At 66.0% G+C, this 13753-nt stretch carries 11 protein-coding genes; 3 read left to right on the top strand and 8 right to left on the bottom strand.

What is annotated here, in order from left to right; all coding sequences use genetic code 11:
• Positions 1–95: 95 nt before the first annotated feature.
• Entirely contained in the window at positions 96–2096 is a 2001-nt protein-coding gene (locus ACE3P0_RS01380) for a GumC family protein (RefSeq protein WP_374399061.1), read from the bottom strand.
• A 241-nt stretch (positions 2097–2337) separates the two neighbouring features.
• Here ACE3P0_RS01380 and ACE3P0_RS01375 point away from each other — a divergent pair, with 241 nt between their 5' ends.
• A complete protein-coding gene (locus ACE3P0_RS01375; protein WP_374399059.1) occupies positions 2338–3453 on the top strand; it encodes a TrkA family potassium uptake protein in 1116 nt (371 codons plus the stop codon).
• 37 nt (positions 3454–3490) lie between these two features.
• On the opposite strand, the gene lolD is transcribed toward ACE3P0_RS01375, so the two are convergent.
• The gene (gene lolD / locus ACE3P0_RS01370) at positions 3491–4174 is read right to left on the bottom strand and encodes a lipoprotein-releasing ABC transporter ATP-binding protein LolD (protein ID WP_374399057.1); all 684 of its coding nucleotides are present in this window, start codon (positions 4172–4174) and stop codon (positions 3491–3493) included.
• The gene (locus tag ACE3P0_RS01365) at positions 4167–5420 is read right to left on the bottom strand and encodes a lipoprotein-releasing ABC transporter permease subunit (RefSeq protein ID WP_374399055.1); all 1254 of its coding nucleotides are present in this window, start codon (positions 5418–5420) and stop codon (positions 4167–4169) included. Before ACE3P0_RS01365 ends, lolD begins: the two co-directional genes overlap by 8 nt.
• 172 nt (positions 5421–5592) lie before the next feature.
• Between ACE3P0_RS01365 and ACE3P0_RS01360 the strand changes: the two genes are divergently transcribed.
• On the top strand, positions 5593–6627 hold the full coding sequence (locus ACE3P0_RS01360) for a hypothetical protein (protein ID WP_374399053.1): 1035 nt from the start codon (positions 5593–5595) through the stop codon (positions 6625–6627).
• A complete protein-coding gene (gene recJ / locus ACE3P0_RS01355; protein WP_374399052.1) occupies positions 6624–8324 on the top strand; it encodes a single-stranded-DNA-specific exonuclease RecJ in 1701 nt (566 codons plus the stop codon). Before ACE3P0_RS01360 ends, recJ begins: the two co-directional genes overlap by 4 nt.
• A 16-nt stretch (positions 8325–8340) precedes the next feature.
• On the opposite strand, the gene ACE3P0_RS01350 is transcribed toward recJ, so the two are convergent.
• From ACE3P0_RS01350 to ACE3P0_RS01330, 5 genes are read right to left on the bottom strand one after another with little or no spacing between them, the layout of a single operon-like run.
• A complete protein-coding gene (locus ACE3P0_RS01350) occupies positions 8341–8646 on the bottom strand; it encodes an STAS domain-containing protein (protein WP_374399050.1) in 306 nt (101 codons plus the stop codon).
• A gap of 29 nt (positions 8647–8675) precedes the next feature.
• On the bottom strand, positions 8676–9773 hold the full coding sequence (locus ACE3P0_RS01345) for a chemotaxis response regulator protein-glutamate methylesterase (RefSeq protein WP_374399048.1): 1098 nt from the start codon (positions 9771–9773) through the stop codon (positions 8676–8678).
• A gap of 12 nt (positions 9774–9785) precedes the next feature.
• Complete coding sequence (gene cheD, locus ACE3P0_RS01340; RefSeq protein ID WP_374399046.1) at positions 9786–10418, bottom strand: chemoreceptor glutamine deamidase CheD; 633 nt, start codon at positions 10416–10418, stop codon at positions 9786–9788.
• A complete protein-coding gene (locus ACE3P0_RS01335) occupies positions 10393–11445 on the bottom strand; it encodes a CheR family methyltransferase (protein ID WP_374399044.1) in 1053 nt (350 codons plus the stop codon). Before ACE3P0_RS01335 ends, cheD begins: the two co-directional genes overlap by 26 nt.
• A 27-nt stretch (positions 11446–11472) precedes the next feature.
• Entirely contained in the window at positions 11473–13734 is a 2262-nt protein-coding gene (locus ACE3P0_RS01330) for a methyl-accepting chemotaxis protein (protein WP_374399042.1), read from the bottom strand.
• Between the last annotated feature and the right edge of the window lie 19 nt (positions 13735–13753).

Genomic DNA, 13753 nt, shown 5'->3' with positions numbered 1-13753 from the left:
TGCTCAGCGCCATGCCGTTTGCATCATGCGGCGAATTCTCGCCGCACCGGCCTCAGGCGTGCGTGCGGCCTTTCACAGGGGCGCGCGGAGGCATGTCAGTGCTGCGCCGGGAAAGACCAATCGACCTGCTCGGTCGTACGCCGGGCGCCGGCGGGCGCCATTGCGCTGTAGGCAGCAAGCCGCTCGGCCGGCAAGCTGCCAACGCGCTGCGCGAGGTCTGCGAAGCGCACCCCCTGCCGCGCCAAGTGGGCCAGGTAGCTGTGGCGCAGCGCATCGGCGGTGACTTCCGGCGGCGCCTGCACGCCGGCGTCGTGCGCAAGGCACAGAAGCAAGCTGTCGAGCGCCGCAGGGTCAAATGGCCCGCCCCCGCCGGCGCGCAGCAAGGGCGCGTCCGGGTCTTCCGCACGCAGATCGGCCAGGGCCTCGGCGGTGAGGCCGACACGCCGGGCCGACGCACCCGCGATGCACAGCTCGGCACGCTCGGAATCGACATCACCGGCGCGCAACGCAAGCAGTTCGTCCGGGGCAACACCGGCGAAGAGGCACCGAAGCGCGACCCGTGACGCGCCGGACGCAGCAGCGAGCAGTGCGCCGGCTTCGGAATCCGAAAGTTCGCGCGGCAGAGCCACCGGCGCTGGCAGCAGATCCGGCCGCGTTGCCGACAACTGCGGCATCTGGGCGTTGGGCGCGATCTGCAAGGCGCTGGCGTTGCCGCTCTCCAGCCACACCGGGCTCACCACCACGGCAGGCTGCGGCCCGCGTGCCTGCAGGTAGTCGACCAGCCACACGACGAACAGCGCCGCCAACAACGCCAGCGCCAGCGTGATTGCCGCATCGCGGGCATAGCGCGGGCGCCAGATGTCGTGCGGCGCGCTGGCCCATTCGATCACGGCAAGCGAGGGCATGCGGGCGCGTTCGCCCGCTTCGAGCTTGACCATGCGTTCGAGCGAGCTGCGATGCAGCGCTTCGAGTTGGTCGAGTTCATCCTGCATCGCCTTGTATTCGCTGACGCGAAGCGCGAAGGACTGCACCGCCACGCGGGCGCCGGCCATCTGCTGGCGCAGCCGGTTGGCGGCCTCCTGCGCGGTCGCGAGTTCCTCCTGCGCTTCGGCGATCGACGCATCGCGGCTCGCGCTGCGCTGCGTCTTGAGCTGGGCCTCGAGTTCCGCCAGGCGTGCGCGCAAGGCCCGCGCATTCGGATCGATCGCCATGTAGTCGGCGGTGTAGTTGCGCTCCATGTCACGCAGCGCCTCGCGTGTCTGCGAAGCACGCTGCTCGATCGAAGCCAGCGTCGGGTTGTCGCGCGCCCGCTCGATCGATTTGCCCGCCGCAGCCGATTCACGCAGCGAGCGCAGCCGCGCTTCGGCCGCCACGACGCGGTCATTGGCCACGTTCAGCGAGGTGCTCATGTCCTTCACGCCGCTGAGCAAGGCGTTTTCCTGGTGATTCGCGGAAACGACGTTGTGCTGCGCCTGGAAGGCTTCCACTTCGGCACGCTTCTCCGCAATGCGGGCACTGAGGCGGTCGAGTTCGTCGCGAGACTGGGTCAGCGTCAGCGCCGCACTCTTCTGGAACTGATCGGCGATTTCGTCGCGGTACACCGCGATCAGTCCGTTCACGATCAGAGAGAGGGAGTCGGGGTGGCGCCCCACCGCCGACAACTCGACGATGCGGCTGTCGGCAAGCGCCTCGGCCGACAGGGTTCGCTGGATCGCTTCGACCGACTCGAAGCCTTCCAGGTCGATACCCGCGTTGCGCAATTGATCGCGCACGCGTTCGATCAGTGGCCGTCCGGTCAAGCGCTGGACTTCGTCCGACAGCCCTTGCGCCGGAGGTGGCGCGGCGTTGCCCGCTTGCTGCAACGACGACGATGCTGGCGGCAAGCCCGCCGCGGGGGTGATCTGGAGCCGCGCCTGCGCGCGGTATTCCGCCGGGCGGGAAAAATCGTAGATCAGGCCCACCAGGCTGCAAGCGATGAAAGCCGCGCCGAACACGCGCCAACGGCGCAGCCGCCGCGCCTGAAGATCTGGATCGATGGCGTGAGGCGCAGAAAAAACGCCAGCCCCGCGCATCGCCGCTCCGGCAAATGAACTCATGTCGTCTCCCCGCATACCGGACGAGGCAAGCATGCCGGTCCGCGGCCCCCACTTTGCGGGCGGACCGGTCTCGCCTTAATCCATCAGCATGGACCCGATTGCCGCCGATTGCCACCGCGGCAACAAACACTGTCTCCATCGCGCACTCAGCGCGATAGAGGCCGATGCGCTATTGATCTGCGTGGGGGTCGTCGCTCAATGCTGCGTGCTCGAATCACAGCATCCGGTGGAGCACGCAACCATGCGACTGCGCAACCCGCTTCGAGCCTTTTCACACCGCCGCCGACGCGGCCAGCACCACTACGCGCTGGCAGTGCACCGCGCGATGTCGCGCACCTCGCTGCGGCTCTCGGCCAAGGCGGTGTGGGGGCTCGGCGCCCTGAGCGCCGTGATGGTGATCGGCAGCATCGGTTACCACATCATCGGTGGCGAGCGGCACGGCTGGCTGGACGCGATCTACATGACCTTCATCACCGTAGCGACGATCGGCTACGCGGAGGTGATCGAGCTCGACCACAGCCCCGGCGGCCGGATCTTCACGATGCTGATCGGCACTGCGGGCCTCGCAACGGTGTGGTTCCTGTTTTCCACGCTCACCGTTTTCCTGCTGGAAGTCGACCTCAACGCCACGCTGCGGAGGAAACGCATGCAAAACCAAATCCGGAAGATGCACGGCCACTACATCGTCTGCGGTTTCGGGCGGGTCGGCCAGAACGTGGCGGCGGAACTGGAAATGACCGGCCGCGCATTCGCCGCGATCGACCACGATCTGCCGATGCTCGAAGAGCGCAAGGAACGCGACGAAGGCCTGCTCTACCTGCACGGCGACGCGTCGGACGACGAACTGCTGGTCGCAGCCGGGCTGGAGCGTGCGCGCGTCATCTTCGCCGTGACCGGCGACGACAGCCTCAACCTGATGATCACGATGACGGCGCGGCAGATCAACCCGCATATCCGCATCGTTGCGCGCAGCCATGAGCCGCGCAACATCGGCAAGCTGCGCAAGGCGGGCGCCGACGAAGTGGTGTCGCCCGACTTCACCGGCGGCGTGCGCATCGTGGCAGCGATGATCCGTCCGCACGTGGTGTCCTTCCTCGACGAGATGCTGCGCTCCGAGCACCGGCTGCGGGTGGAGGAAGTGCGCGTGCCGGGCGGCTTCGAGCCGCGCCCGCTGTCGTCACTGCGCATCCGCAGCGCGCACTATGTGCTGCTGGCGATCAAGGGCACACAGGACTGGATCTTCAACCCGCAGGACGATGCGGTGCTGATGCCGGGCGACACGCTGATCGCGATGTGCTCGCCCGCAGGCCGCCGCGAACTGGAAGAAATGCTTGAACTGGAGCCGCCGCGCGCCTGACTCGCACCTAAGTCGCGGCAGCGACGCAGCTTGAAGCTCAGGCTTCGGCCAGCACGCCGTCGGTCAGCGTCAGGCGCCGGTCGGCACGCGCCGCAAGCGCCGGATCGTGCGTCACGATCACGACCGAGGTACCGATGCGCTGGCGCAGCGCGAGCATCACATCGAACACCGTTTCCGCGGTGTGGCGATCGAGGTTGCCGGTCGGCTCATCGGCCAGCAGGCAGGCGGGTTCGGTGACCAGCGCGCGGGCGATTGCCGCACGCTGACGTTCGCCGCCGGAGAGCTCGCCCGGCGCATGTTCAAGGCGATGCCCGAGGCCAACCGACGTCAACATCTCGGCTGCCTTCGCCATCGCCTGTTCGCGCGGCATGCGGCGAATCAACAGCGGCATCGCAACGTTTTCCTGCGCCGAGAACTCCGGCAGCAGATGGTGAAACTGGTACACGAATCCGAGTGATTCGTTGCGCAGATGGCCGCGCTCACTTTCGGATAGCGTCGAAAAATCGCGGCCAAGCAGCCGCACGGTGCCGGCCGTGGGCTTATCAAGGCCACCGAGCAAATGCAGCAAGGTGCTCTTGCCGGAGCCCGAGGCGCCGACGATTGCAACGCTCTCGCCACGCCCGACCGACATCGCCACGCCGTCGAGCACGACCACTGCACCGGGGCCGTCGCCGTAGCGCCGGCCAAGGCCGACGCAGGACAGGACTTCGTTCTCACTCATAGCGCAGGGCCTCCGCCGGGTTGATGCGCGCGGCACGCCAGCTCGGGTACAGCGTCGCGAGCAGGGTCACCGCGAAGGACAGCACGGTGATCGTGATCACATCGCTCCACAGCAGTTGCGAGGGCAGTTCCGAAATGAAGTAGACATCCTTGGCGAGGAACTGCGTGCCGAGGATGCGCTCGATCGCCGGAACGATCACGTCGACATTGAGCGCCACCAGCACGCCGCCGGTGACACCGATGCCGAGGCCGATCAGGCCCATGATCGCGCCCTGGATCACGAAGATCGTCATGATCGATTTGGGGGAGGCGCCCAGCGTGCGCAGGATCGCGATATCCGCCTGTTTGTCCTGCACCGCCATCACCAGCGTTGAAACGATGTTGAACGCCGCCACCGCGACGATCAGCGACAGGATGATGAACATCACGTTCTTCTCGATCTGCACCGCACGGAAGAAGTTGGCATGGCTGCGCGTCCAGTCCGACACGCCGATGCTCGGGTCGAGCTGGCTCAGCAGGCCGCGCGCCACCTTCGGCGCGGCGTAGAGGTCGTCCAGCGCGAGTCGCACGCCAGAGACCGAATCGCCCATGCGGTAGAGCGCCTGCGCGTCCTTCATGTGGATCAGCGCGAGGCCGACGTCGTATTCGTACATGCCGATCTCGAATACGCCGACCACCGTGAATTGCTTCAGGCGCGGCAGGATCGCCGCCGGCGTGACGAGGCCGGTCGGCGCGATCAGCGTGACCTTCTCGCCCGGCATCACGCCCATTGCCTTGGCGAGTTCAGAACCGAGGATGATGCCGAACTCGCCCGGCTTCAGATCGGTCAGCTTGCCCGCCTTCATGTTCTTCGCGAAATTTGCGACGCGGTCCTCGGCCTCGGGCAGCACACCGCGTACCAGGGTGCCGCGCACCGATTCGCCCATCGACAACATGCCCTGCTGCTGCACGAAGGGCGCCACGGCCTTGACGCCCGGATAGGCCGCCGCGATCTTGGCCGCCCCCTGCCAGTCGGCAAGGTCGCCTTCGTAAGCCACGATCTGCGCATGCGCCGCAACGCCCAGGATGCGGGTACGCAGTTCGCGCTGGAATCCGTTCATCACCGACAGCACCACGATCAACGCAGCCACGCCGAGCGCGATGCCCAGCATCGACACCATCGAGATGAAGGAAATGAAACGGTTGCGGCCCGCTGCGCGGCGGCGGGCGCGCACATAGCGGAGTCCGATCAGGAGCTCGTAGTTCATCGGCACCGTGTGGCCGGCGCGGCGCGAAGATCACTCGCACACATGTCGGCAGGGAGTTCGAAGGGGCTATCTTTACGCACGAGGCCTCAGCCCTTTGGGGCGGAGGCCTCGCGTCGGCGCATGTTACACTCCGCCGCCCGCCGCGCGGGAAGTCATTGATCTGCCTGAGATTATGCAAGTCTCCATCGTTCTCCCCGGGCTTCACAACGATGCCGCAGACGCCGCGTCGGCCCTGCGCAGCGCAAGCCTGCCCGGGCTTGCCTCGCTACTCGGCCGCGCAAAAGTGGCGCCGACCTCCAAGGCCGGCAGCACCGAAGCCTTCGCCAGCCGCTTCGGCGTCGGTAACGGCGCCTCCGCGGCATTAAGGCGCGCGGGCGAACTCGCCCTACCCTTGCCACAGTCTGACGAAATCTGGCTTTGCGCCGATCTGGTCGGCCTGCATTTCGCTCGCGACCAGATGGTGCTGACAGCACCCGACGGGCTTGCGCTGACCGATACCGAAGCCGCCGCGCTGGCCGAACCCCTGCATGACATCCTTCGGGAAGTCGGCGAATACGTGCCCGCCACCGCCGAGCGTGGCTACCTGCGCCTGAACGAACGCAGCGACGCAATCTTCAGCGACCTGATCGACGTTGCCGGCCGCCCGGTTGCGCTGTTCCTGCCGGAAGGGCGCGGCGGCCTGCGCTGGGGCCGCATCATCAACACGGTGCAGATCGCGCTGCACGATCACCCGGTCAATCGGGCCCGCGAAGCAGCCGGGCAGCGTGCAGCGAACAGCCTGTGGTTCTGGGGCGAGAGTCGCCTCGACGCACGTCCGGCGCATCCGGCCGACAGCATCTACACCGACAACCCAGTCGGCGCTGGCCTCGCGCGCCTCGCCGGCAGCACGCCGCAGCCGCTTGGCGCGTTCGCAGTGTCGCCAACCTGCCACGAAGCGCTGCTGCTGATCGATGCGCTCGATGCACCGGCGCGCTTCCGCGACACCTGGCGCTGGCTCGACGCGCTCAAGGTGCTGGAGGCCGAAGTCTTCGCGCCGCTCGCCGCGCGCATGCAACGCGGCGAAATCGCTCGTGTGGCGATTGAGGCGCCCGGCGAGCGCGGCGGCCTGGCGCTGGAGATCACCCCGCAGCGCTGGGCCTTCTGGCGCAAGCCGATGCCACCGGAACAACTGCTCGCGGCCCCGTTACAGGCCACCCCAGGAAATTGATGCAAATCTCACGCCGCCCCTGCCCCGAAGGCCCGGCCCGCCGGCTCGCCGACGCCGGCCTGCCGCCGCTGCTCGCCCGCCTCTACGCGGCTCGCGGCATCGCGCGCAAAGATGAACTCGACTACGCCCTGAGCGCCCTGCTACCGCCCGACAGCCTGCGTGGCGTGAAGGAAGCCGCAGCGCTGCTGGCCGACACGCTGGCCGCGGGGGCGCCGATGCTGATCGTGGCAGATTACGACTGCGACGGCGCCACCGCCTGCGCGGTCGGCATGCGCGCGCTGCGCGCCTTCGGCGGAACGGTGGACTACCTGGTGCCGAACCGCTTCAAGTTCGGCTACGGCCTTACCCCAGCGATCGTGGCGCTCGCCGCCGAGCGCAAGCCAAAGCTGCTGATCACGGTGGATAACGGCATTGCCAGCGTGGACGGCGTTGCCGCCGCGCGCGCCGCGGGCATCACGACGCTGATCACCGACCACCATCTGCCCGGCGACACGCTGCCGGACGCCGACGTGATCGTGAACCCCAATCAGCCCGGCTGCGAGTTTGCGAGCAAGCACATCGCCGGCGTCGGCGTCATGTTTTACACGATGCTCGCGCTGCGCGCCGAACTGCGGCGGCGCGACTGGTTTGCCACGCGCGAGGAGCCCAAGCTCGCCGATCTGCTCGATCTGGTCGCCCTCGGCACCGTCGCCGACGTCGTGAAGCTGGACCAGAACAACCGCATCCTGGTGCACCAGGGTTTGTCGCGAATGCGTGCCGGCAAGATGCAGCCGGGTATTCGCGCGCTGTTTGCCGCTGCCTCGCGCGACGCGATGCGGGCAAGCACCTTCGACCTGGGCTTCGGCCTCGGCCCGCGGCTCAACGCGGCCGGCCGGCTGGCCGACATGTCGCTCGGCATCGAATGCCTGATCACTGACGACCCGCTCCGCGCGACGAATCTCGCGCGCGAACTCGATCGCATGAATCAGGAGCGACGCGGCATCGAGGAAGACATGCAGGCCACCGCAGAGCTGATGCTGGAAGCGCTGGGCGACACCGCAGCCCACGGCGTTGCGCTGTTCGACCCGGACTGGCACCAGGGCGTGGTCGGCATCGTTGCCGGCCGCGTGAAGGAACGGCTGCACCGCCCGGTGATCGCGTTCGCACGCAGCGACAACGGCCAGATCAAGGGCTCTGGGCGCTCCGTCGCGGGGGTACATCTGCGCGATGCGCTGGATCTGCTCTGCAAACGCCAGCCGGATCTGATCCTGACCTTCGGCGGCCACGCAATGGCCGCAGGCGTGCTGATCCGCGAAGAAGATTTCGCCCGCTTTGCCGCGGGTTTCGATGCGGTGGTGCAGGCGCTGGCCGATGACGAAGCGCTCAATCCGCGCCTGGAAACCGACGGCGCGCTATCACCGCATGAGATGTCGCTCGAAGCCGCGCGGCTGATCGAGCGCGAGATCTGGGGCCAGGGCTTCCCTGCCCCGCTGTTCTCCGACGCCTTCGAGGTGGAATCACAGCGCCTGCTGAAAGATCAGCATGTAAAGCTCACGCTGCGGCGCGGCAACGAACGCTATGAAGCGATCCGCTTCCGCCACGCCGATCCGGCACCGGATCGGCTGCAGGCAGCATTCCGCTTGTCTGCCAACGAATACCGCGGTGTCGCGTCGCTGCAGCTGCTGATCGAGCACTGGGAAGACGCCGCAGGGGGCTGACCGCCCCCAAAGGCGTTCAACTGATCGTGAACATCTTCGCGAAGTTCGCGATATCCAGCACCTGCCGCACGCTGCCTTTCACACCGGTCAGCGCGACGGCCTTGTTCGACTGCTTGGCCTTGTCGCGCAACAGCAGCAACATGCCCAGCGCGGAGCTGTCGAGATAGCTCACATCGGCAAGGTCCACCGCGAACGAGGTGGTGCCGGCCAGCCCCACCATGCGCTCGAGCGCATCGCGGAATTCGCGGTGGGCGTTGAAGTCGAAGCGGCCGCTGAGCTTCATCAGCGCGACGCCGTCGCGAATCGATACATTGGCTTCCATCTGGGTGCTCCCTCAGTCAGTTCTTGTATTCATCCAGCGCGGCGCACCGATTGCCGCAAGCGCGCCACCACCCGCTGCGCCACTTCGTTTAGTGGCGATACCTCATCTACGGCACCGATCTGCGCGGCTTCACGCGGCATGCCATACACCACGCAGCTTTCCTGATCCTGGCCAATGTTCCAGCAACCGGCTTTCTTCATCGCGAGCATGCCCTGCGCGCCATCCTTGCCCATGCCGGTGAGGATCACGCCGACGCCGTTGGCGCCGACATGCCGCGCCGCGGAGTGGAACAGCACGTCCACCGAGGGGCGATGCCGATTCACCGGCTCGGCCTTCGACAGCTCGCAGCAGTAGAGCCCGCCGGTGCGCTTGACGAGCAGATGGGAATGCCCCGGTGCGAGGTAGGCGTGGCCCGGCAGGATCTTCTCGCCGTCCTCGGCTTCCTTCACCCGCACCTTGCAGAGGCCGTCGAGCCGCTTGGCGAACGATCCGGTGAACATCTCCGGCATGTGCTGCACGATCAGAATCCCCGGCATCTGCTCGGGGAAACGGGTCAGCACGTCCTTGATCGCCTCGGTGCCACCGGTGGAGGCGCCGATCAGCACCAGTCGATCACGCATCGTGTTGGCATCCAGCGTGGTGAGCGCCGCACTCGCGCCACCACCTGCAGCAGACGTTGCGGGCGACGTGGCCGCGCCGGGCTGCGCAAATTTGCCGGGCGAGCGAAGCCGCGCCTGGTGGGCGGCGCGGATCTTGTCGCAGATCTCGTCGGCATAGGGGCGGATGCCCTGCGAGGAATTGAGCTTCGGCTTGGTGATGAAGTCGACCGCGCCAAGCTCAAGCGCGCGGAAAGTCACGTCTGAACCGCGCTCGGTCAGCGTCGAGATCATCACGACCGGCGTCGGGCGCAGCCGCATCAGTTTGTCGAGGAATTCCAGCCCGTCCATGCGCGGCATCTCGATATCAAGCGTGACCACATCCGGGTTGAGCTGTTTGATCATCTCGCGCGCGACGATCGGGTCGGCCGCCGTGCCGACCACCTCGATATCCGGTGCCTGGTTGATCAATTCGGAGAGCACCGAACGCATCACTGCCGAATCGTCCACGATGAGTACGCGGATTGTCATGTCTGCTTTGCCTTAATCGAACAATTCCACATCACCGCTGTGCCGCGGTGCATGGGTCAGCCGTTCGCGGTAATCGCGTTCGCGGTCGATCACGGTTTCGTTCCGCAGGTCGACCAGCTTCTTCACCATCACACGCCCGCTGACCGGAAAGAAATACACCTTACGCGGATACACATCGAGCATATCCTGCGCGATCACCGGAATCCGCTCGACCTTCAGATAGTTGAGCACAAACGCCGCATTGCGGTCGCCTACGTTCGAGCCGCTGAGCGCCGCCATCACGCGCCCACCGCCGAACACCTTCGCCTCAAGGCTGGTGCGACGCGCCCCCATGCCAAGCAAACGGTTGATCAGCACTTCCATCGCAAATGCGCCATAGCGGGCGGATTCCGACAGCACACCGCGCTCACCGCCATCCGGCAGCATGAAATGGTTGAGCCCACCGATGCGTTTGTCGCGATCGCGGATGCAGGCTGCCACGCAGGAGCCCAGCACCGTCACGATAGCCATGTCACGCGTGGTGGCGTAGTACTCGCCCGGCAGTACCTTGACGGCGTCGCAAGCAAAGTTACGGTCGTAGTAGGCGTTGTCCGCCAGATGGGGATCAAGCGGGTCGTAGTCAGCCCCGCTGGTCGGTGCGGGCATACACCGTTCTCCCGAGCGAGCGGAACAGATCTGCGGCGTGCATGAAGTTCTCCGAGTGACCGGCGAACATCAGGCCTTCCGGCCGCAGCAGCGGCACGAAACGCTTGAGGATCGTGTACTGCGTCGGCTTGTCGAAATAGATCATCACGTTGCGGCAGAAGATCGCATCGAACGGCCCTTGCACCGGCCACGAGGGTTCCAGCAGATTCAAACGGCGGAAACTCAACAAGCGCTGCAACTCGGGCCGCACGCGCACCTTGCCGGCCTGCTCGCCGGTGCCCTTGAGGAAGAACTTCTGCAAGCGCTCGCGCTGCAGGCGCTCGACGCGGTCCATGCCATACATGCCCTGCTCGCCGTGTTTGAGCACGTTCGTGTCGAGGTCGGTGGCGATGATCTGCACCGGCGGCGTCATCGTGTTGTACGCCTCGCAGGCTGTGATTGCCAGTGAGTAGGGCTCTTCGCCGGTCGATGCGGCACAACACCAGATCTTGACCGTGCGCTTCGGATCGAAGCCACGCAGCAGGTTCGCCAGGGTGTCGAAGTGATGCGCTTCGCGAAAGAAAGAGGTGAGATTGGTCGTCAGCGCGTTGACGAATTCCTCCCATTCCTTCGGGTCATTGCTGCGCTCGAGGTTGTCGAGATAGTCGGAGAAGCGGTGCTCGCCACGCGCACGCAGGCGACGCGCGAGCCGGCTATAAACCATGTCCTGCTTGATCGGGGAGAGCGCAATGCCGGCCTGCTTGTAGATCAGCGCGCGAACGCGTTCGAAGTCCGCTGGCGTGAACGCGAACTCACGCCCGGACACGTCGATCTTGCCAAGCGATTCCACTATCTTCTGCCGCGCCATGGCGCCAGCCGGTGGTGCTGGTGCCGTGGTGCTGCGTATCGGCGTAGCTGCCGGCCGCGGGGGCGATGACAGCGCTGGTCTGCGCGCGGCGGCATCGAGCGGCGGACGCACCGGCGTGGTGGTTCGCGGCGTAACCAGCGGCGCACGCGGAGGGATTTTCGAATCGGGCTTGTCGCTCATGTCTGCTGCCTTCCCGCCATGTTCTGCTTAAACGCCTCGGCGGCTGCGCGCCACCGCATGCTGCGGCGTTGCCACGAGGCGGAAGGTTGCTACCGCCGCCGCAAGGGTATGTGCCTGATCCTCCAGGCTTTCCGCTGCAGCGGCGGCCTGTTCGACCAGCGCTGCGTTCTGCTGGGTGACTTCGTCCATCTGGGTCACCGCGGTGGCGACCTGATCGATCCCCTCAGCCTGTTCACGGCTCGAATTGGCGATCTCATTAACCAGCCCGGTCAGCTGGCGGAAGTTGGTGACCATTTCTTCGATCGTTTCACCCGCTTCGCGCACTTGCTGCACGCCGCCGCGCACCTTGAGCTCGCTCTCTTCGATCAAGCCCTTGATCTCCTTGGCTGCCTGCGCGCTGCGGTGTGCAAGGTTGCGCACCTCGGAAGCCACCACCGCAAAGCCGCGCCCCTGCTCGCCGGCGCGCGCCGCCTCGACAGCCGCATTGAGTGCGAGGATGTTGGTCTGGAAGGCGATCGAGTCGATCACGCTGATGATCTCTGCAATCTTCGATGCGCTCTTCTGGATCGCGTCCATCGTGCCGACGACCTGGCGCACCATCTCGCCACCGCGCTGGGTCACGGCGTCGGACTGGCGCGCGAGCGCGCTCGCGTCGGCGGCGGTCTGCGCGTTGTTGCGGACCGTGGAGTTCAACTCCTCCATGCTCGCCGCAGTTTCCTCCAGGCTCGATGCCTGCTCTTCGGTGCGCGACGATAGATCAGCGTTGCCTGCAGCGATTTCCTTGGCTGCAGTATTCACCGCTTCGGTGGCCTGCTGGATCGTGCCCATCAGGTCGCGCAGCCGCGCCACGGTGGTATTGGCATCGTCGCGCAACTGGCCGAACACGCCGCGGTAATCGCCCTCCACGCTGCGCGTGAGGTCGCCCTGCGCAATCGACTGCAGGATCGACGCAATCGCACCGAGCCCGCCGGATGTGGTCTCGACCATGCGGTTGAGGTTTTCCGAGAGTTGCAGCGCGAAACCCGTTTTCCCCTCCAGCGCAAGTCGATGGCTGAAATCGCCGTTCGCAGTGCCCTCCACCAGCGTTGCAACTTCAGCCTCTATCGCCAACTCGGCCGTGCGATCCAGCCATTCCACCGCGGTACCGAGGCGCACGCCGCGCGGGTCGACCACCGGGTTCACCGTCAGCGTGAAGGTACGGCTACCGATCGAAACCACCGCCTTGTGCGTGCCCTGCAGCCGCGCAAGCAACTGCTGCTGGTGCGCCGGATTCTTGTGGAACTGGTCGATCGATGAACCGATGAGCTTCGAGACGTCGAAGCTGCCGAACGCCTTGCGCATGTCGTCAGCGGCGTCGCTGAAGGTGCGTTCAAGCGATTTGTTGAGGTAGATGATGCGGTTGTCGCGGTCGGCGATCATCACGTTGGTGGCAACGTTGTCGAGGCCCGTCTTGATGCGCAGGCTCTCTTCGACAACGCGGTTGATCTCGGCAATGTCGAAACCGTGTCGGATCAACATCGATTCGACGCCTTGCACCAACCGCCCGATCTCGTCGTTGCGCGACACGCTGAGGCGGTCTTTAAGATTGCCCTGCGCCACGCGCTCCACGGTTGCAACCGCCGCAGCGAGGCGACGCTCCAGGTTGCGCGCGATGCTGGTTCCCAGCACGCCCAGCACCACAATCATCGCCACCAGCGCACCCAGCACCTCGGGTGCCCAGTGGCCACCGCCCGCGCGCCACGCCGCGGCGAGCGCAAGCAGTGCCGCCACCCCGCAGCCCAGCCAAACCTTGCTCACCTGCGGCACATCGGCCCACTTTGCAAGCAGCGCCGGAACACCGTTGCCGACCACCTCGCCGTTGCGAACCACCGCGCTGGCCCGCTGTGCGCGCAGCTGGGCATAAAAACCCTCGGCGGCCTGGATCTGCTCGCGGCTGGCCTTGCGACGAACCGACATGTAGCCGGTGATCTGGTCACCCTCGCGCAGCGGTGTCGCGTGAGCCTCGACCCAGTAGTAGTCGCCATTCTTGCAGCGGTTCTTCACCATCCCGATCCAGGGCCGACCCGCCTTGAGGCACTTCCAGAGGTCGTCGAAGGCCTCGGGCGGCATGTCTGGGTGGCGCACGATGTTGTGCGGCTGCCCCATCAGCTCAGCCTCGGTGAAACCGCTGATGTCGATGAAATCGCGATTGATGTAGGTAATGCGGCCCTTGGTGTCGGTCTTCGACACGATCATCGTGTCGGTACTGAGCTCGACCTCGCGGTCAGTCACCGGCGTATTGATGCGCATGACGGCTGTCTCCCCTTAT

It is taken from the genome of Niveibacterium sp. (assembly GCF_041909475.1).
GTDB lineage: Bacteria > Pseudomonadota > Gammaproteobacteria > Burkholderiales > Rhodocyclaceae > Niveibacterium.
Note: the sequence above shows the minus strand (reverse complement) of the source record. Positions and strands in the feature narration are given on the sequence as shown.